The sequence below is a fragment of the Suttonella indologenes genome (genome assembly GCF_900460215.1).
Taxonomy (GTDB): domain Bacteria; phylum Pseudomonadota; class Gammaproteobacteria; order Cardiobacteriales; family Cardiobacteriaceae; genus Suttonella; species Suttonella indologenes.
The window spans coordinates 137,966-157,500 of record NZ_UHIA01000004.1 but is presented as its reverse complement, the minus strand read 5'-3'; the positions used below and the strand labels follow the sequence as shown (position 1 = coordinate 157,500).

The 19,535-nt window shown below is 45.7% G+C and carries 23 protein-coding genes and 1 pseudogene (1 of these 24 cut by a window edge); 5 read left to right on the top strand and 19 right to left on the bottom strand.

What is annotated here, in order from left to right; genetic code table 11:
• Positions 1–1,061, bottom strand: partial view of an ATP-dependent zinc metalloprotease FtsH gene (gene ftsH, locus DYC63_RS04755; RefSeq protein WP_115218197.1) — the 5' portion only. 889 nt of this gene lie to the left of the window's left edge; 1,061 of the gene's 1,950 nt are visible here — the first part of the coding sequence; the start codon lies at positions 1,059–1,061; its stop codon lies off the left edge, out of view.
• A gap of 15 nt (positions 1,062–1,076) precedes the next feature.
• The gene (gene rlmE, locus DYC63_RS04750) at positions 1,077–1,709 is read right to left on the bottom strand and encodes a 23S rRNA (uridine(2552)-2'-O)-methyltransferase RlmE (protein ID WP_115218196.1); all 633 of its coding nucleotides are present in this window, start codon (positions 1,707–1,709) and stop codon (positions 1,077–1,079) included.
• Between the two features lie 51 nt (positions 1,710–1,760).
• On the opposite strand from rlmE, the gene yhbY reads away from it, so the two are divergent.
• Positions 1,761–2,054, top strand: coding sequence for a ribosome assembly RNA-binding protein YhbY (gene yhbY / locus DYC63_RS04745; protein WP_115218195.1), 294 nt, complete (start codon positions 1,761–1,763; stop codon positions 2,052–2,054).
• 13 nt (positions 2,055–2,067) lie between these two features.
• On the opposite strand, the gene DYC63_RS04740 is transcribed toward yhbY, so the two are convergent.
• From DYC63_RS04740 to DYC63_RS04700, 9 genes are all read right to left on the bottom strand, one after another.
• Positions 2,068–2,979 (bottom strand): DUF808 domain-containing protein, encoded by a 912-nt coding sequence (locus DYC63_RS04740; protein WP_115218194.1) that lies wholly within the window; start codon positions 2,977–2,979, stop codon positions 2,068–2,070.
• Positions 2,979–3,455 (bottom strand): rRNA maturation RNase YbeY, encoded by a 477-nt coding sequence (ybeY, locus tag DYC63_RS04735; protein ID WP_115218193.1) that lies wholly within the window; start codon positions 3,453–3,455, stop codon positions 2,979–2,981. Before ybeY ends, DYC63_RS04740 begins: the two co-directional genes overlap by 1 nt.
• Positions 3,448–4,431, bottom strand: coding sequence for a PhoH family protein (locus DYC63_RS04730; protein ID WP_115218192.1), 984 nt, complete (start codon positions 4,429–4,431; stop codon positions 3,448–3,450). The genes ybeY and DYC63_RS04730 overlap by 8 nt, the downstream gene beginning before the upstream one ends.
• A 65-nt stretch (positions 4,432–4,496) precedes the next feature.
• A complete protein-coding gene (locus DYC63_RS04725; RefSeq protein ID WP_115218191.1) occupies positions 4,497–5,195 on the bottom strand; it encodes a 5'-methylthioadenosine/adenosylhomocysteine nucleosidase in 699 nt (232 codons plus the stop codon).
• Positions 5,196–5,319: 124 nt separating this feature from the next.
• On the bottom strand, positions 5,320–5,922 hold the full coding sequence (gene coaE / locus DYC63_RS04720) for a dephospho-CoA kinase (RefSeq protein ID WP_115218190.1): 603 nt from the start codon (positions 5,920–5,922) through the stop codon (positions 5,320–5,322).
• Positions 5,922–6,800: a prepilin peptidase gene (locus DYC63_RS04715; protein WP_115218189.1), complete on the bottom strand. Its 879-nt coding sequence runs from the start codon at positions 6,798–6,800 to the stop codon at positions 5,922–5,924. The genes coaE and DYC63_RS04715 overlap by 1 nt, the downstream gene beginning before the upstream one ends.
• Positions 6,800–8,023, bottom strand: coding sequence for a type II secretion system F family protein (locus tag DYC63_RS04710; protein ID WP_115218188.1), 1,224 nt, complete (start codon positions 8,021–8,023; stop codon positions 6,800–6,802). Before DYC63_RS04710 ends, DYC63_RS04715 begins: the two co-directional genes overlap by 1 nt.
• Before the next feature lie 17 nt (positions 8,024–8,040).
• Positions 8,041–9,735, bottom strand: coding sequence for a type IV-A pilus assembly ATPase PilB (gene pilB, locus DYC63_RS04705; RefSeq protein ID WP_115218187.1), 1,695 nt, complete (start codon positions 9,733–9,735; stop codon positions 8,041–8,043).
• A gap of 3 nt (positions 9,736–9,738) precedes the next feature.
• On the bottom strand, positions 9,739–10,320 hold the full coding sequence (locus DYC63_RS04700) for an anthranilate synthase component II (RefSeq protein ID WP_115218186.1): 582 nt from the start codon (positions 10,318–10,320) through the stop codon (positions 9,739–9,741).
• A 69-nt stretch (positions 10,321–10,389) separates the two neighbouring features.
• Between DYC63_RS04700 and recO the strand changes: the two genes are divergently transcribed.
• On the top strand, positions 10,390–11,043 hold the full coding sequence (gene recO / locus DYC63_RS04695; protein ID WP_115218185.1) for a DNA repair protein RecO: 654 nt from the start codon (positions 10,390–10,392) through the stop codon (positions 11,041–11,043).
• Here the strand turns inward: recO and erpA are convergent.
• The 4 genes from erpA to rpsF form a co-directional block, all read right to left on the bottom strand.
• Positions 11,040–11,390 carry an iron-sulfur cluster insertion protein ErpA gene (gene erpA / locus DYC63_RS04690; protein WP_115218184.1) on the bottom strand — a complete coding sequence of 117 codons (351 nt, stop codon included), beginning with the start codon at positions 11,388–11,390 and terminating at the stop codon, positions 11,040–11,042. The genes recO and erpA overlap by 4 nt on opposite strands.
• 91 nt (positions 11,391–11,481) lie before the next feature.
• Positions 11,482–11,931, bottom strand: a complete 450-nt coding sequence (gene rplI / locus DYC63_RS04685) for a 50S ribosomal protein L9 (RefSeq protein ID WP_115218183.1) — start codon at positions 11,929–11,931, stop codon at positions 11,482–11,484.
• Positions 11,932–11,942: 11 nt separating this feature from the next.
• The gene (gene rpsR / locus DYC63_RS04680; protein WP_115218182.1) at positions 11,943–12,158 is read right to left on the bottom strand and encodes a 30S ribosomal protein S18; all 216 of its coding nucleotides are present in this window, start codon (positions 12,156–12,158) and stop codon (positions 11,943–11,945) included.
• A gap of 9 nt (positions 12,159–12,167) precedes the next feature.
• Complete coding sequence (gene rpsF, locus DYC63_RS04675) at positions 12,168–12,494, bottom strand: 30S ribosomal protein S6 (protein WP_115218181.1); 327 nt, start codon at positions 12,492–12,494, stop codon at positions 12,168–12,170.
• A gap of 192 nt (positions 12,495–12,686) precedes the next feature.
• Between rpsF and DYC63_RS04670 the strand changes: the two genes are divergently transcribed.
• Entirely contained in the window at positions 12,687–13,805 is a 1,119-nt protein-coding gene (locus DYC63_RS04670) for a hypothetical protein (RefSeq protein WP_115218180.1), read from the top strand.
• On the opposite strand, the gene DYC63_RS04665 is transcribed toward DYC63_RS04670, so the two are convergent.
• Positions 13,802–14,533, bottom strand: a complete 732-nt coding sequence (locus tag DYC63_RS04665; RefSeq protein WP_218564548.1) for a (2Fe-2S)-binding protein — start codon at positions 14,531–14,533, stop codon at positions 13,802–13,804. The two genes, DYC63_RS04670 and DYC63_RS04665, sit on opposite strands and share 4 nt — an antisense overlap.
• A gap of 159 nt (positions 14,534–14,692) precedes the next feature.
• On the opposite strand from DYC63_RS04665, the gene menA reads away from it, so the two are divergent.
• Both menA and DYC63_RS13715 read left to right on the top strand, forming a co-directional pair.
• Positions 14,693–15,589, top strand: a complete 897-nt coding sequence (menA, locus tag DYC63_RS04660; RefSeq protein WP_245888030.1) for a 1,4-dihydroxy-2-naphthoate octaprenyltransferase — start codon at positions 14,693–14,695, stop codon at positions 15,587–15,589.
• A gap of 297 nt (positions 15,590–15,886) precedes the next feature.
• A pseudogene (locus DYC63_RS13715) lies at positions 15,887–16,002 on the top strand (IS30 family transposase); the annotation flags it as partial.
• A 287-nt stretch (positions 16,003–16,289) separates the two neighbouring features.
• On the opposite strand, the gene DYC63_RS04655 reads toward DYC63_RS13715, so the two are convergent.
• Genes DYC63_RS04655 through DYC63_RS04645 form a run of 3 tightly spaced genes read right to left on the bottom strand, consistent with a single transcriptional unit; the run spans position 16,290 to position 19,315 of the window.
• Positions 16,290–16,742, bottom strand: a complete 453-nt coding sequence (locus DYC63_RS04655; protein ID WP_115219469.1) for a chemotaxis protein CheX — start codon at positions 16,740–16,742, stop codon at positions 16,290–16,292.
• A gap of 7 nt (positions 16,743–16,749) precedes the next feature.
• A complete protein-coding gene (locus DYC63_RS04650) occupies positions 16,750–17,109 on the bottom strand; it encodes a response regulator (protein ID WP_115218177.1) in 360 nt (119 codons plus the stop codon).
• 10 nt (positions 17,110–17,119) lie between these two features.
• Positions 17,120–19,315 (bottom strand): ATP-binding protein, encoded by a 2,196-nt coding sequence (locus DYC63_RS04645; protein WP_147284925.1) that lies wholly within the window; start codon positions 19,313–19,315, stop codon positions 17,120–17,122.
• Between the last annotated feature and the right edge of the window lie 220 nt (positions 19,316–19,535).

Below are 19,535 nucleotides of genomic sequence, written 5' to 3'. Positions count from 1 at the left end.
GCAATCACATTGTCATCAATGGGCTTTTTACGCATATGCACTTTCAAAATCTGCTCGCGTCCTTTCAGATCAGGCAGACCGACGGTAACTTGGCGGTCAAAACGTCCCGGACGCAATAAGGCAGGGTCTAAAACATCAGGGCGGTTAGTCGCCGCAATGACAATCACACCTTCATTGCCTTCAAAACCATCCATTTCTACCAGCAATTGGTTCAAAGTTTGCTCGCGTTCGTCATGTCCGCCGCCTAAACCCGCACCGCGCTGACGACCGACAGCATCAATTTCATCGATGAAAATAATGCAAGGTGCATGTTTTTTCGCTTCTTCGAACATATCACGCACGCGCGAAGCGCCGACGCCCACAAACATTTCCACAAAATCCGAACCCGAAATAGTAAAGAACGGTACTTTTGCTTCGCCGGCAATCGCGCGCGCAAGCAAGGTTTTCCCCGTCCCCGGCGGCCCTACCATCAATACGCCGCGCGGAATTTTTCCGCCTAGTTTACTGAATTTGCTTGGATCTCGTAAAAACTCGACCATTTCATACGTATCTTGCTTTGCCTCATCGGCACCCGCCACATCGGCAAAGGTTACTTTAATTTTATCTTCGGGAATCAATTTGGCGCGACTTTTGCCGAAAGAAAAAGCTCCGCCTTTACCGCCACCTTGCATTTGACGCGAGATAAAAATAAACAAACCGATAAACAACACCAAGGGCAGCAGATTAATCAAAATACGGCTGAGTAGACTTTCCTGTTTGATTGGTTCGCTGCTAATCATGACGTTATTGGCGCGCAAGTCCCCGACTAAAGCGCTGGTATTGATTTCAGGATTATTCGTGAAATAGCGGTTGCCAGAATTATCAACGAATTCAATCACCATTGTCTGCATATTAATGTCAGCGGAACGAATTTCGCCGTTATAGACGCGATCTAAAAATTGCGAATACGCCACCGTACGCGACTGTGAAGGAGAGCCGAATTTACCCACCTCGCTAATCAACACCACGAACAGCAGAATCAATCCGCCCCAAATTAATATCGATTTGTTTTTCTCGTTCAAAATATCACCTCTTTCCTATGAAATCTGCGTACCGCGAAAACCGCGGGCCAATAAATAAGTTTCCTGACTGCGCGCACGCGATGCCTCGGGTTTGCGCGTCAATACCGTTTTAAAATCCGTTTTCAGCTCCCGAAAATAATTGTCAAACCCAGGACCGTGAAAAACTTTCGTCAAAAAATCGCCGCCCATTGCCAAACGCTGACGGACGAAATCTAGCGCCAACTCCGCCAAATACATGCTCTTCGCCTGATCGGTAGATTTTACACCGCTCATATTTGGGGCCATATCGGAAATAATCAAATCCACAGCCTGATCGCCAATGGTCGCCAACAGTTCATTTAGCACCGCTTCCTCGCGGAAATCGCCCTGTATGAAAGTCACGTCCGCCAGACTATCCATCGGCAAAATATCCAAGGCAATCATACGCCCTTTGCTGCCAATCAAACCTGCTACATATTGCGACCAACCGCCGGGGGCGGCGCCCAATTCCACCACCACCATGCCGCTGCGAATCAATTTGTCGCGCTCTTGAATTTCTTTCAGTTTATATACCGCCCGCGAGCGATAACCTTCCTCGCGCGCTTTTAATACATAAGGATCGCTATGATGTTCTTTTAACCAATTTCCACTAGATTTACTGCGTGCCACGTCTAAATTCTGCTATTCTTGTCTTTCGTTAAAACATACTAGGATAATGCTATGTTAAGCAAAACCCAAATCCGATTTTTAAAATCCGAAGCCCATCATCTGCATCCGATTGTCATGATTGGCACCAATGGCTTAAGCGATGCCGTGCAAAAAGAAATCAATCTTGCGCTGGACAGCCATGAACTCGTTAAAATCAAACTCGGTCAATTGCCTGATGAAGAGCAAGCCGCGATTATCGAGGATATTTGCCGCATACAGCAAGCGGAATTTGTACAAAAAATCGGACATATTGCCGTCATTTACCGCAGCAACCCCGAGAAAAAACGTTATTCCTTACCCAAATAAACACCGAACCTGCTCAATGAGCAGGTTTCTTTTTGCCATGAAAAGGCGCGACGCAAGTCAGCACAATCAAGCCGACTATCAAGCCCACCAAAATTTCAAAAGCATACACACCGATGCCGCCGACACTATGCTGAATATTCTCTATCAGCGGATGCAGATAAGCCGTCAGCGGCGGTAAATGTTCCGCCCAAATCGTTCCGCCGACCGCCAGCATCGCAATCGTGCCGATCACGCTTAATGAACGTAAAATCTTCGGCGCAATCCATAATAAGCCGCGCCCAATCGTATGCAAGATACCTTGTTCTCCCTGCGTCCACTTCGCGCCGATATCGTCCATTTTGACAATCAGCGCGACCAAGCCGTAAACGCCGAAAGTCAGCAACAAGGCGATAAAAGATAGGGAAAAAACCAATTCCATAAACGATTGCGTCATTTCCGTCAGCGCGCCTAAAGCAATGACGACAATTTCCGCAGACAAAATGAAATCGGTACGAATCGCGCCGCGGATTTTCTCTTTTTCCAAAGCAAGCAAATCCACATCCGCTGCCACCGCAGCTAGCCGCTCCTCTTGATGTGCCGCTTTCTCTTTGCGATGGAAGAGCCATTCCCAGACTTTTTCCGCCCCTTCAAAACATAAATACGCCCCGCCGATCAGCAGGACATAATCAATTGCGGCAGAAAAAAAGGCGCTAAGCAATAAGGCAAGCGGCACTAAAATAACTTTATTCAGCAGAGAACCTTTTGTTACCGCCCATACGACAGGCAATTCCCGATCCGCCGCCAAACCGCTGACCTGATTGGCATTAACCGCCAAATCATCGCCTAAAATACCTGCGGTTTTGCGCGTCGCCACTTTAGTCATGGTAGCGATATCGTCTAAAACCGAAGCGATATCGTCAAATAAGGCAAAAAAACTGCCGGCCATTAGTCCTCCAATTCTGTGTAAGGATCGGAAAAGCCCAAAGCCGCTAAAACCTGCCGCTCGGCATTCTCCATGATTTCGGCTTCCGCCTCTTCGATATGGTCATAACCTAAAAGATGCAAAAGCCCGTGTATGCACATATGCGCCCAATGTGCCTGCGGCATTTTATTTTGCTGCTGCGCTTCTTCATTCACGACTTCTACCGCAATCACAATATCGCCTAAAAGACGCGGGCTTTCCGGTACTTCCCATTCCATCGGGAAAGACAGAACATTAGTCGGATAATCTTTGCCGCGATAATCGCGATTCAAAGCAGACATCTCTACCTTATCGACCAAACGCAAGGTTAACTCCAAGGCTTCCTCAATCGCCAAGGTCTTCAGGGCGCTATCCAGCCAATGCTGTACATCGTTCTGTGCAGGAAACGACCAATCCTGCGGTATGTCTTCTATCTGATAATCCAGCAACATCTTATTCATACTCGATCTGTCTTTCTTGCTGCTGATGGCTTTCATAGGCTTCGATAATCCGCTGCACCAAAGGATGGCGCACCACATCAGTCGCTTCAAACTGAGTAAAAGAAATTCCCTCGACCGCTCTTAAGACGCGCTGCGCATGCCGCAATCCGCTCGTGACGCCGCGCGGCAAATCCATTTGCGTCGGGTCACCCGTGATAACGGAAGTAGAACCGAAACCTTGTCGGGTTAGAAACATTTTCATCTGCTCTACAGTCGTATTTTGCGCCTCGTCTAAAATAATAAAGGCGTCATTCAGCGTGCGTCCGCGCATAAATGCCAGCGGTGCGATTTCAATCACACCGCGCTCCATCAGCTTCAAGACACGCTCCGCACCCAACATATCATTCAGCGCATCGTATAAAGGACGCAAATAAGGATCGACTTTTTGCGTCATATCGCCCGGCAGAAATCCCAAGCGCTCCCCCGCCTCTACCGCAGGACGCACTAAAATCACTTTGCGGACTTTGTCTTCCGCCAAATAAGCCACCGCCGCCGCTACCGCCAAATAGGTTTTGCCGGTTCCCGCCGGACCGATGCCGAAATTCACCGCATGCTCGAAAATTCGTTTGAGATAGCGGCGCTGATTATCGCCGCGCCCGGTAATCGTGCCGCGCTTGGTTTCAATTCGAATATCTTTGCCGGCGCCATGAGATTGCACATCGTGCGCCAAGGTTGCACCTGCATCTCGCAAAGCCAAATGCACATCGTCTTGATTAAGCACGTCCGCGCCTGTTTTCTGATACAGCTGCTCAATCACAAAACGCGCTTGGCGGACGCGCCCCTCATCGCCGCTAATCTGAAACAAATGTCCGCGATTAGCGATTTCCACCTTCAATTGACTTTCAATCAACGTGATATGTTGCTGCATCTGTCCGCATAATTCCGCCAAACGCCGCTGATCTTGCGGTTCTAGCTGAAAGGCTAAACTATCTTGCATAGATTTCCCTAGTAAAAACTGCTGCTATTATGACAAAGCCCAAAATGCCTGTGCATGACCTCTTGTTAGGGTAGCAAGGCTAATAAACGTTCGACCATCTGCGCGGATTGCCGCCCCGCCAAAGCAATGAACTCATCAAAACTTTGCTCGGCCTGCTCATCGGCATGATCCGAAATGGCTCGAATCACCACAAAAGGAACGCCGGCTTGATGACAGACTTGCGCAATCGCCGCCGCCTCCATTTCACAAGCCGCCACATCGGGAAAATGCGCGCGAATCGCTGCTGTCTGCACTTCACCATGTACAAATTGATCGCCTGAAACAATTAAGCCCGCATGTACCGTACTGGCAAAAACCCCTGCCGCCTGCGTTACCGCATTGAGTAAATCACTTGCCGCAATAAAGCGCGCAGGCAATTGCGGCACCTGCCCATGCACATAGCCAAATGCGCTCACATCAACATCATGATGCGCCGTTTCTTTGCCAATTACCACATCGCCGATACGAATGGCTGCGCCCAATCCGCCGGCACTACCGGTATTAATCACCGCCTGCACCTGAAAATGCGTCAGCAAAGCGGCTGTCGTTAAAGCAGCATTTACCTTACCGATACCGGATAAAGCCAATACCACCTCACGCCCCGCCAATTTGCCGCGATAACATTTCTGCCCCAGTAGCTCCAGACTTTGCCCTTCCTGCAAAGAATGTTGCAAATACGCCAACTCAGGCTGCATCGCCGCAATAATCACAATCACTTGACTCATAAAACACTCACAGAAGATGTTTCAACACACAGAGCGACACATAAAGCGTCGCTCTGTGTGTTGCTCTGAATTGTAAGAGGTTACACCTCTTACAATTTGATTATCCTCCCTAAAGGGAGGGGTTTCAACCAGTAAGGAAATTTTGATAAATTTGTCGATAAAGATCCGCACACTGAAGACGGGTTTGCACTCGCGAGCCGCTATTGTCAATCACAAAATTGGCACGGCTTAATCTTTGCTCACGCGATAATTGCGCCGTCATAATGCGGCGAATATCCGCTTCCGTTACACCATCTCGCATCGCGCCGCGAGAAATTTGCAAATCAGGCAAGATATCGACAACGATAACCGCATGACATATCATTTCTAAGGCATTTTCAAATAACAGCGGTACGCTATACATTATCCATGCCGCTTGAGATTCGGCAACCGCCAACTGCTGCTGCGCTCGCTCACGAATCAGAGGATGCATTAAATCATTTACTTGCTTTTTTAAACATTCATCTGCAAAAATTTGCCGGCGCAACCAAGCGCGATTCAATTGCCCATCCGACAATAAAACCTCTTTACCGAGCAAAGCTTTCAATTGTTCTAATAAAGGCTCGCCTTTTTGCACAATTTCGCGCGCAATCACATCAGCATCTACCAAGGGAACGCCTTTTGCCTGAAAAAAATCGGAACAAAACGTTTTGCCGCTGGCTATGCCGCCGGTAAGGCCAATAATCATTAATTAGGCAAAAAACTAAGAAATGCGGCAATTTGACCGCCAAACAAGAAAGTAAGCCAACCGGCTACCGCCAAATAGGGCCCAAAAGGTGCAGGCTTGCCAAAACCGATTTTATTAATCATGAAAAACACAATCCCGCAAATCGATGACACCATCAGGATAATCGGCAACATAATCACGCCTTGCCAAGCCAGCAAAGCCGCAAGTAATTTAAAATCGCCATACCCCATGCCTTCTCGCCCGGTCAGTAATTTAAACAGCCAATAAACCGACCATAAAGACAAATAACCCAACATGGCGCCTAAAACGCTATCGCTCAGCGAAATAAACAAACCTTGATTATGTCCCGTCCCCAACCAAGCGGCAAAAATGCCCAGCCACATTAAAGGCAAGGTGATACGGTCAGGCAAAAGACTGGTTTCCGCGTCAATAAAAATCAGCGCAATCAATGCCCAAGTGAATAATAAAGCAAAAAGCAAAGGCAAAGGCGCTTGAATGCGCCAAGCAATCACCGCACTAGCAAAGGCGCTTAATAGTTCAACAATGGCATAACGCGAACTGATCGGTCTCCGACAAGCCTTACATTTGCGTCCCTGCAAAAGATAACTGACAACAGGGATATTTTCCCAAGCGCGAATTTGATGACCGCAATTGGGGCAACGAGAAGGCGGCGTCAATAAATTAAACCGCCCCTCTGCTACCTCAGGATGCCGCTCTCCTTCTCCATGCACAATTTCCCAAGCCAGCAATTTATCTTCGCGTTCAATCATCACAGGAATACGATAAATCACGACATTTAAAAAACTGCCAACCAACAAGCCTAATAATGCAACAAGAAAAATACCTAACGGCGTTCCTAAGATTTCGATAAATATCATTAGAACATACTACCCATACTAAATATTGGCATATACATCGCAATCATCAAACCGCCAACGACAATGGCTAGGAAAGCCATAATCATCGGTTCAATCATTTGAGTTAAATTATCAATCCGCCAATCCAACTCTTCTTCATAAAATAAACCAACGCGTCCTAGCATTTCTCCCAAATTACCGGATTCTTCGCCAATCGCGGTCATTTGTACGGCAATTGCTGGAAACAATCCGGTATTTTTCATCGCAAAACTCATTTGCTGACCATTTTGCACATCATCTCTAATATCATATATCGCATTCTCATAAATAGGATTTCCTGTTGCAGGTGCTGTAGCAGCAAGTCCTTTCATTAAAGAAACCCCTGCATTAAATAAAGTAGACATTGTACGTGCAAAACGCGCATTAGCACCACAACGAATAATACCGCCAATCATTGGTAATTTAAAAGCTAATCGATTCAACTTATCTGCAAAAGCTTTATTTCTTTTTTTCACAAAAATAATGCTAGAAATAAAAAAGACTATTGCAATAATCAAAAATACACCTTTATCAAGCATAAAATTAGAAATATTTACAACTAACTGGGTTGGAGCAGGAAGTTGTGCACCATTAGACTCGAAAAAATTTGCAAAAACTGGCACTACTTTAATCATTAGAACAGCAGTTACTACAATAGCAAATACCATAACAATCGCAGGATAGGTTAATGCTTTTTTCACTTTTTTCTTCGTTGCTTCAGATTTCTCTAAATTTAATGCAATATCATCCATGGTTTGCTCAAGCATACCTGCTTCTTCACCCGCAGCTACCAAACTGGTATATAAATCATCAAAATAAATAGGATATTTTTTCAATGCTTCGGCGAAAGTCGCTCCATTTTCAATACTGGCATGAATATCAAAAATCATTTCCTGCATACGTTTTGGTTTCTCAATCGATTCGCCCACTAATTGCAAGGAACGCATCACAGGCATACCGGCACGCAACATGGTTGCCATTTGTCGGGTAAAAAATACGATATCTTTACTTTTAATTTTACCTTTATTTTCGCCGAACAGAGGTTTAGGTTTGACTTTAACCGTCACGCTAGCCAAACCTTGACGCGCTAAATAAGCTTTTAACACCGCCTCATTTGGTGCCTCCATCTCCCCACTAATTTCTTTACCTTGCTTATTTTTACCTTTCCACTGGAAGGCAATCATTTCTTTTTTTTCAGCAGCCATTGTGCAACTCCTTATGCTTAATCACTGGTAACACGTAATACTTCTTCAATACTGGTAATGCCTTGTTTGACTTTTAACAAAGCCGATTGACGTAAATCGGGATAACCTTCTTTTTGACATTGCTCGGCGATTTCCACCGCCGAAGCATTTTGTAAAATCAATTCGCCGAGACTTTCTGAAATCGGCACGACTTGGTAGATACCTGCCCGTCCGCGATAGCCTTGATAACTGCAACGTTCACAGCCTTTCGGTGCATAAATTTTCAGATCATCTAAATCTTCTTCCGCAAAACCAAGGCTCAATAATTCTTCATGGTGATGTTTGCGATCGCGCACCTTGCAATGATTACACAGACGACGCGCCAAACGCTGCGCCATAATCAAGTTCACGCTCGCGGCAATGTTATACGGCTCGATACCAATATTTACCAAACGTGCAATCGTTTGCGGCACATCATTAGTATGCAGAGTAGATAATACCAAGTGACCTGTTTGCGCCGCTTTGACCGCAATTTCCGCAGTACTCATATCCCGAATCTCACCCACCATGATGATATCCGGATCTTGACGCAGGAAAGCTTTGAGCGCCGCAGCAAAATCAAGACCTGTTTTAGGATTAACGTTTACCTGATTAATGCCCGGCAAGTTAATTTCCACAGGGTCTTCCGCAGTGGAAATATTAACTGTCTGTTTATTCAATAAATTCAGACCGGTATATAGGGAAACCGTTTTACCCGAACCCGTAGGGCCTGTTACTAAGACCAATCCCTGCGGTTTTGAAATCGCATCTAAATAATAGCGTTTTTGATCAGGCTCAAAGCCTAGAATTTCAATATTTAATTTCGCCGCCGAGCTATCCAAGATACGCAGAACAACCTTTTCTCCCCACAAGGTCGGCAATGAGTTCACACGAAAGTCAATTGCTTTAGTTTCAGAGACATATAACTTTATCCGCCCATCTTGCGGTACGCGTTTTTCCGCGATATCCAAATCTGCCATCACTTTCAGACGTGCAGTAATACGGTTGGCAATATTCGGTGGCGGCGTCGCCACTTCTTGCAAAACGCCGTCACGGCGAAAACGCACGCGATAACTGGTTTCATAAGGCTCAAAATGCAAGTCGGAAGCACCGGTACGAATCGCATCAAGCAGCATGCCATTCACAAAACGCACTACCGGCGCTTCTTCCTCGGCACCGGCAATAGACCCCAATGCCTCACCAATCGCATCTAAATTCTCTTCGGCAGATTCATCTTCAAACAGATTATCCATTCCGCCCATGCCGGCGAAATGGTCTTCTATCAAGGCCTCAATCGCATCAACATTCGCGATAATCGGCTCAACCGAGGTATAGTTGCCTTGATATTTAAATTCATCCAGCATATTGCGGTTGCTGGGATCAAAGGTCGCTAAAAATAAACGTCCGCCCGCGGCATACATCGGCAACGCCAAATGCTTGCGCACTACCGATTCTTTAAACTGCGCCGTCAATTCGCGACGAATGTCCATTTCACGCAACGCCACTTGCGGCAAATTAAATACTTCGCGATTGATGGTTGACAAACGCGACGGCGATAACAAGCCGTCGCTTAGCAATTGCTGTAAAAAATTCGCTCTTTTTTTCTGCGCACTACTACGCGCCTCACGCAACTGATCTGCAGTTGCGATTTTATGTTGCACCATATAGGCAACAATTGCATCATAATTATCCATACATTATCCTTTTAAAGCGCTTGTTTCATGCAAAAAATTTGCCAACAACCGATATCCCGCCTCGCTCATAAACGACTCGGGATGAAATTGCACGCCTTCAAGAGGCAATTGACGATGACGCATCCCCATAACCACCTGCTCCTCAGCATCATTAAACCAAGCGGTCAATTCAAAATCCTGCGGCATTTCCACAACTAAAGAATGATAGCGCGTTACCTGCAAAGGCATCGGCAAATCTTTAAACACGCCTTTATTATTGTGTTGAATCAAAGAAGTTTTGCCATGCATCACTTGTTTTGCTCTTTTCACCCGACCGCCAAAGACATCCGCCATACACTGATGCCCCAAACAAACGCCCAATAAAGGCACTTTGCCTGCAAAATGCCGGATGACCGCATTAGAAATACCCGCTTCCTTCGGCGTACAAGGCCCCGGAGAAATCACAAGATAATCCGGCTGTAAAGCCTCTATTTCCGCAACAGTCGTTTCATCATTACGCTTAACCAATACGTCCTGCCCCAGCTCTGCAAAATACTGCACCAAGTTATACGTAAAGGAATCATAATTATCAATCATCAAGAGCATGACAGTCTGCCGTCCCGCAGGTAAAATACCGAAAAATCATAACACAACCCGACACTAAATTCTCTACAGATGCTGCATTTTGACCGCGAACCCGCCTTTGTCCTCAAACGCACCCCCTATAAAGAAAACCAATATTTAATTGATTTACTTAGCTTAAATCATGGAAAAATTCGCGGCATCGCCCGTATTGGCAAACAAAAAACCCATCGCGAGACAGAAAATTTTGCACCGTTTCGAGAACTCGCCATCAGCGGACAGCAAAAAAGCGAATTAGCCCAATTATGGCAAAGCGACATCTTACAAAGCTACAACATCTCCGGCAAAAACTGGCTCAGCGCTTCATACGTTAATGAACTACTCCTGCTTTACGCCGCCCCCGAAACGGACGCGCAACTCTACCGACTTTACCAAACCTGCTTGCAATACCCGAACCATGCCCATTTACGTCAACTGGAATGGTATCTCATCCGCGAACTCGGCCTCATTCCCGAGCGCGAACAACACGCCGCTTATTATCAAATTCATGCGCAAGAAGGCTGGCTGCTGTTGCAAGCCGCCAAACAAGGCTTTGCGCACGAGCTGGTCAGTGCATTAGAAGCCGAGCATCTGCTGCTGGAACATCCGCAGCTCACCGCTTATTTGCAGAGTTTACTAAGACATCACGGCAATACGCCGCGCAGCAAACAGACCGCCCATGCCCTATTGCAGTTATTGCGCTCTTAGGCTGTAAAAGAAGAACCGCAGCCGCAAGTACTTTGCGCATTGGGATTGCGAATCACAAACTGCGCACCTTTTACATCCTCGCGGTAATCGATTTCCGCTCCTGTCAAATAGGGATAACTAATAGAATCGATCAATAAGGTAACGCCATTTGTGACAGCAACCGCATCGCCTTCTTGCGGCGCTTCATCAAACATAAAACCGTACTGAAAACCCGAACAACCGCCGCCGGTAACATAGACCCGCAATTTCAGCGCATCATTCTCTTCTTCCGCCATCAAACTGGCGACTTTATCCGCTGCGGCTTGCGTAAAAACAACTTCCGCATCAAAGATTTCTACATCAGACATACTGCCTCCAAATTAATTATCATACACCGCGGCCAAGCGATAAAAAAGCCCCGTAAACACGGGGCTTCGCTGAGCGATATGCGGTACCTGCTTATTCTGCTTCAACAACGCGCACTAAGACTTGTGATTGAATATCGCCGTATAATTTCAAATCGATGGGATATTCGCCCAATTCACGGATAGCACCGTGCGGCATTAAAATTTCAGGACGGGATAATTCCAAACCTTGTTGTTCGGCAGCAGCGGCAATATGTTGCGTACCGACCGAACCGAATAATTTACCCTCATTGCCCGACTTCGCAAAAATGGTCAATACTTTGCCATTTAATTGCTCCGCACGGCGCTCGGAAGCCGCCAAACGCTCTGCCTGTTGTTTTTCCAACTCTGCACGACGCGCTTCAAACTCTGCAATTTTCGTTTTACTTGCTTCGGTCGCTTTGCCTTTCGGAATCAGAAAATTACGTGCATAGCCTGATTTCACTTCCACTTTATCGCCCAAATCGCCTAAGCCGTTCACACGGTCTAACAAGATAATTTCCATGCGAATTCTCCTTAGTGTTGATCGCTATAAGGTAATAAAGCCAAGAAACGCGCACGCTTGACAGCAGTGGCTAATTGACGTTGATAAAAGGCATTAGTACCAGTTACGCGGGCAGGAACCAATTTAGCGGTTTCGGTAATATAGCCTTTTAATGTTTCCAAATCTTTATAATCGATTTCTTTCACGCCTTCAGCGGTGAAACGACAAATTCTTTTACGACGTGCCATGATAACTCCTTATTTTTTAGCTTCTTGTGCCATAGCAGAAGCTTCGGTAATCGCTTCATCACGGCGGATAGTCAAATGACGCAAAACGGCATCATTAAAACGGAAATTGCTTTCCAATTCAGCTAAAGTGGAAGCGTCGCATTCGATATTCATTAGAATATAGTGCGCTTTAACCAATTTTTGAATCGGATAAGCCAACATGCGGCGACCCCAATCTTCAAAACGGTGCACTTTGCCGCCGTTTGCTTCGATTTGCGAGCGATAACGCTCCACCATTCCGCCTACTTGCTCGCTTTGGTCGGGGTGTACCAAAAACACGATTTCATAATGTCTCATTAGTCTTCCTTATGGATGAAAAACAGCCGCGGATGCGGCAAGGAAATGCCGGTCAAACCGGCAAGGGCGCGAATTTTACGCAGTTTTGCCGGTATAAGCAAGCCCTAAAGACAAAAGATTGAACAAAAACAAGCCGAAAAATAAAGCCTGCGCATTTGCGCTACAATCTTTTTTCATTTAACCGCTGTTATTATGTTTCAAAAATACCGCTCATTATTCTTTTCCCTGCTCTGCCTGCTGCTTGCGCTGGCAGGATATTTTTACGCGCAACGCCAGCCCGTATTGTTTTTGCCGAGCAATACCGACCTTGCCGACCCCAGTCGCTACGCCTTTTTAACCGAAAGCGACGCCGCAGCCGCCTTAGTGGTGGATATGCGCGAGAAACGTTATTTCGGACGCCTTGCCTTGCCGAGCATTGCCCGACACAGCAGCATTGCCGCGCATAGCGCCAGTTTGGCGATAGGCAATCAACAGGAATTATTCGTCCAAAATTTGCGCGACGGCAGCCGCAAACATATTCGCCTGTCGGAAAACATTGACGCGCTTGCCGGCGCTCACGATAAACTCGCCCTGCGCGCGGGCAAGTCTTTTTTGCTCTACAGCCTTCCCGAGCTTAAACCGCTTAGCAGCATCGAACTCGACAGCCGAAGCATTTCTCTGCATTATGCGGATTTACAATCGCGCTGGCTGGCAGTTGAACAACCGCCGGCGATTGTACTGTATGAGCACAATCTCGAGCGCATCGCCCTACCCTATGCCCATATCAGCCCTGCCGCCCTGTCTCCGGACAACCGTTTCCTCGCCTTTCAAGCACAAAATGCCGCAGGACAAGGATTTGCCGTGATTTGGTCATTAGAAAATCAAGAAATCTTGCGCAGCGAACCGCTTGCTGCACCCAGCTTGCGTCCGCTCATCGATAATCGCAACGAATTCATTTATTTTGTCGACACTAAAGGCAAAGGGCTGCAATTTTCTACCAAAGACCTCAATGCCGCGCCGCGCCGCTTCGATAGTCTCGAAAACGCCCAAGACATCGCGCTCGGTTTTTTAGAAACCCGCCTTATCGTGCGTAATGCCGACAGTCTGGTGCTGATTGACAGCGGCAGTTTGCAAACCCTTGCCCGCTTATCGCTGGCGGAAAAAGGACAAGGCTTATTCGTCAGCGCCGACAGCAAAACCGTACTCATCGGCGGACAGCAACAGCTTTTCAGCCTGCAACTGCCGCGTAATCAACTCAGCAGCATCGCCCTGCCCGAAGCCATTCAAATGCGCGATATGTTCATGGGTGCGGGCAATCGACTCTGCCATTAATCCTCGCTTAAATGACGCAGCTGCACTTTTAGCGGCACTTTGCTGCAGGTGCTGCAATAACTTTTGTTCGGCACCTCGTATTTCAAACAGCAACTGCGGCGACGGCGAAAATGCACCGCCGAAACACCGTCCGCCCGCTCATACGGTAAAAGCAACATCGCCGTCTGCAAAGGCATCGGCAAATGGCGCACAAAGCGCGCATGACTCATCATCAGTCCCTCGACATCCGACACATATTGCCGCGCTTTCATCCAAGGATCGGCAACTGCCAAAGCGATATTGCCCCAAGAATCCGTAGTATGTACGCCGAATGCGGAAAAACTCTCGGCAATCTCCCGCGCCAATTCCGCCAATACTTCCGCCGTCTCCGCTACAGTCAAAACCTCGCCCCTCTGCCACTGCAAACCCTTCAAATTTTCGCCGTCCAGATACAAATCGCGCGAATTCGGCGCCACCGCATTGCCGAACAAAGCATTCGCCAGCCACTGTCCCAGAAAACCGCGTACAAACTGCTTTTGCCACAATAGCGCCGCCACAAGCGGTTTATCCACAGATAATTTTGCCGCCAAAGCCGCCATCTTGCGCGCATACAAGTCTTTATCCGCCATAATTTCTGCCAAAGAACGGCTTCCTGATTGCGGCAAAGACACCACAGCGGCATCTCCCATCAAACGCACCGCCTTAAAAGGCTGCAAAACCTCAGACATCAATTCGGCAAAATCACTCATCATCTTCTTCCTATATAAAGTGCTTCATCCACAGGCTATAGTAGAGAAAAAACCCTAAACTATACTTAAATTCCCATCGGCTTAATCTAAAAATTCCGCAAAGAATGCTAATACTGTTAAAATGTCATCATTATTGAAAGTAAAAAAATAGACGCAATCATGATGCACACCCTCATCGCGCTGCTGCGCCCCCGCACACTACCGCTTGCTATCGCCGTCATCTGCCTAGGCAATGCGCTGGCTTATGCTCAAGGCGACTGGCAGGCAAATATCTTTATCTTCAGTCTCTTAACCGCGCTCAGCCTGCAAATGCTGTCCAATGTTGCCAATGATTACGGCGACGGCATCCGCGGCACCGACAACTACCGCGACAGCAGCAGCCCCACACGCCTGACCGGCAGCGGCGCCGTCAGTCTAAGCAGCATGCGACTTTACATCGTCGCTCTCGTCTTACTCAGTATCGCGCTCGGCGGCTACCTCATCAGCATCAGCGTCAAAGGACAGGGACAAATCTTACTCTTTACCGCCCTAGGCGCACTCAGCATCGCCGCCGCCATCTTCTACACCGTCGGACGCTATGCCTATGGTTATGCCGGGCTGGGCGAAGCTGCCGTCTTTCTCTTTTTCGGCATCATCGGCGTATTAGGCAGCTATGCCCTGCAACAAGAACACATACGCCTCATCCAACTTCTACCCGCCGCCGCCATCGGACTCCTCTGTGCCGCCGTTCTCAACGTCAACAATCTGCGCGACATAGACAGCGACAAACAAGCGGGAAAATTCACCCTCGCCGTGCGGCTCGGCTTTTACCGCGCCAAACAATTCCACGCTCTGCTGCTTATCGGCGCCTGTCTCTTGCTGCTGATTTTCAGCCTATGCACAGACTGGAAATCCGCCCTCTGGCTCCTCTTATTTCCAGCCCTGCGCCAACACGGCAAACGCGTTCTTCAGACGCAGACGCCGCGTCTTATCGCCGTCGAACTCAAAAGCATTGTAGGATTATGCCTTGGCATCAGCTTATTACTATCCATCGGCATTCTCTTCAGTAATTTGTAAATCATCCGTTTTTTATTTTAAACCACATACTTATATAGGAAAATACATAAAACAGCGAATTGTGGTTAGCACAGCGTATATGACAAGACAAACATTCGCAGCACATGCTGAATTCCTTAAGCACAACTACAAAAAGTATTCAAATGCGCTCTAATAAAGCTAGGATAATAAAAAACCTCCTGAATTGAAAAATTCAGGAGGTTTAGATTCTAAGCAGTAAAATTAATTACCGCCGCCGCGCCATTTTTCTACAATTTGGTCATATTGACCGCTTGCACGAATATTCTTTAATCCTGTATTTATAGTCGGAGAAGTGAAAAGTAGCACAAGGCGGCGAGCCGCAGACAGTACAAGAGCGTACGGCAAGGCGAGCCAACGCCGTAATACTTTTTCAATTCTTTGACTATACCTTGGTCAGTAGTTCTTGATTTTGTTTATGAAGGACAGATTCCCTTCTAAATTATCAAAGATACCGGAAAATCATGGCTGAAAAACTCTACTTCGAATCCCTGATCTTGCGCGATTGCTTTGTAAGATATCGATATCAATGCCGACAAAATTGCCGGCATTATTGTACATAGTAAAGGTAGGATTGTTATTAAACAATCCTACCTTGTAAGTTTGCGCATAAACAGATAAGGAAGCTGTTAAGGCAAGGGCTAAAAAAGCATTTTTTTCATTTCAAGCTTCGCCTTTGTAATTAATTTTCTTGCAAACAAATTACAATTGCTGCGCTATATTTATTCCAAACAATCGGAATCACATAAGAACGCGCATCTTTCGGCAAATAAATTTCTCCCGGAATGCCTTGAATAACCATTGGCACGGAAATCATAAAAGTTTCGCCATACTGGCTGCGTGCATTACCTGAAATCGTATTGGCAATTTCGCCGACTAAATCCAACATACTGGCTTCACTGACTTCAGACTCGCCGATAGACATCAAGACATGCTTAAGCAGAACTTTAGGAGCGGTAAAATATACACAACCTTTATAATAACCTGAAATACCGATAATACCCGTATAATCCAGAGCCTTAGGCGTATTGTTTTCAACCAGATAAGGCGTTCCCACTTCCGCATTGATATTATTTACTTCATTGAAAAAACGATTAACGCCGTCAATGAATACCTGCATACTATCTTCTTTAATCATCTACTTACTCCATTAATTCATTTAAAGTTTTTAATAATTCGTCATCTGAAAACGGTTTGGTTAAAAAGCCGTTTGCTCCTAATTCTAGGGCTTTAATACCTGTCGCCTTATCCGATAAAGCAGAAATAACCAATATTTGTACTTCAGGATCAATCTTAATCAATTCCTGAATACATTCTAAACCGTCCATTTCCGGCATGGTTAAATCCATCGTAACGATATCGGGTTTGAACGTTCGAAACAAATCGACCGCCTCCATGCCATTTTTTGCTTTTCCTACAATTTTATAAGATGCATTGCTAGGCAAACGTGCAATCTTATTCCGAATAATCATTGAATCATCAACGATAAGCATTTTATACATTAAAAACTCCTTAAGCGCTTAAGCGGATAGTAAAGCGCGTAAATTGATTAGGCTTAGAGCGAATCGCAATTTTTGCACCTAAGCTTCTGACGCGGTCTAAGACCACATCCATTCCCACGCCTCGACCGGCATCTTCCGTGGATGTTTGAGCGGTTGACAAACCGGTAATGAAAATCGCACGATATAATTCATCTTCGCTCATTTCGTCAGGATTTTTATTAAAATCGGGGATTTGACGCAATTTCTCACGAATAGCTTCCGCATCAATGCCTTTGCCGTCATCTTCCACAATCAAATCATAGAATCCGTCGCGATGAATCAGACTGACGCCGATATTGCCTTGTCGCTCTTTGCCTTTTGCCTTACGTGCCTCAGGCGTTTCAATACCATGCACAATGGCGTTACGTACTAATTGCACGGCAATAGACTTAATCAAATCCATACGAATTTCATCAAAAGGTGCTTTATTAAAGCCTTCTACATGATGTTCAACTAATTTGTAATTTCTTTCTGCCGCCTGCTCAATATAGTGCGCCAAATATTGATCCACATCGCCGTGATTGACTTGGGCAACAACATCATGCATAGCGGATTTAAGCCCTTCTTCCACATTATGTGCAGATTTTTCTGAAGCAGAAGGCTGATGCGCATGTACTTGCAAACGCTCATGCAGATTTTTGGTGATTTCCAATTGATCCATTAAGGCATCCAAATAGACCGCAATAGAAAGGAAGTCATCACCGACCAAATCTCTTTGCTCACGCAATTCTTTCAACTTGCCTTCCATTTCTTCTGCAATAGAAACGAAGCGGTCGAATTCCAAAGCGGAAGACTCGCCTTTGAATGAATGGATTTCACGGAAAATTTCATTGATTTTTTCACGCAAACCTACGCGATTATTTTGCTGACGCAAGATGTTGTTGATTTTTTCCGCCACTTGATTTCCGCGACGCAAATAGCCTGCCAAAATAGAAGGCTCTACGCGCAATACTTTCACCAACATTTCTACTTGGCGGTTATTTTGCTCACGTTCTTTTTCCAAGCGTTGCTCAAGTTCCACTTCTTGCGTGATATCTGCAACAGAAACCAGAATTTGCTTGATTTCTTTATCTTCATATACCCGCGTGAAATCAAAACGCAGATATTTATCAGATAAACCGCCTTTTTTATCATCAATAAAGACTTGTACACGGTTCAAAGGGTTAAGCGATTTTACTAAGGATTCTTTAACGCGCGGTTTAAACAACTGGTTAATATAACTCTTAGTATTTTCAATATCGGATTTGCTGAGAATTTTGTCCAATACTTCCTCGAAGGGCTGATCGGCAACATCCATACTTGGCAAAATTGCATTCAAGGCTTGCGAGTGCTGCGAACCGATAACTAAGTTATCATCAACCAAGAACAAACCCTCTTGCACTGACGACATGATTTCATCTACTTCACGACGTGCAACAGCCGCCTGCTCATCCGCTTTAAGCAAATTACGTACGAATACGAAAATCATGAAGATGAAGTACACAATACCGAATCCAATAGCGCCATAAAGAATTCTTTGCTCTAGAATTTCTTCTTCTGCAATATGCCCTTGAATGGTTGAAATGGCGTCATCTGTTTCGGTAATCAAATTGAGGTTAGAAACTTTTGCTTGCGTCATCGCAGACTCTAACTCATCCTGGCTGTCCACCATAATGTCATCAGCAACAGCCAGATAGGCTTTGATATTAGCTGCCAAAGGCTCCCAATTCTGCTTTAAGGCATGCAAATTATTTGAAATACTTTGCACGTTGTCATTAGAAACATGGTACGTCACACCATTGGGGCTGATATAAGTCCCTCCGTTTTCTAATGTTTGTAAGATTTTTGGAAATTCTTGGGTGTTTTGTTGCAGACGATTAAGTACTGCTCTCATGTGCGGACTGTTGGTGTCTTCCCCATAACTTGCATTCGCATCAAAAATATCCCGAATGATTTCCCGGCTATACTGACCAAGAGTTTGAAGAACCTGAATACGATCGTTTTCTGTTTGTTTATGGCTTGCCACCCGTAACTCATACAAGGTAATTCCAATAAAAATAACAACTAACAATGCAATCGCTACAACCAATCCTAAATATTTTTTAAGCGGCGAGGTCTTCTTGATCTCTTGAGTTGGCTTTGCCATAACTACTCCTGATAATATAGAAATATAATATAATTTGCCCAAATAAATGGCGGTTACTTAGAGCAACCGCGTAAACTTTTGGAACCTTTATATCTTAACAAAAGATAAACGGCAAGAAAACTTTTTGTTAGTTGTAGGACACAGTATTTTAATATCTAAAAAACAACGTATTAAAATAATCAACACTGTTTCTAAAAGAATAATATCTGACAAAAACCGTGCAAAAGAGTGTAATCCTTAACTTTCTTAACTTATTTCATCA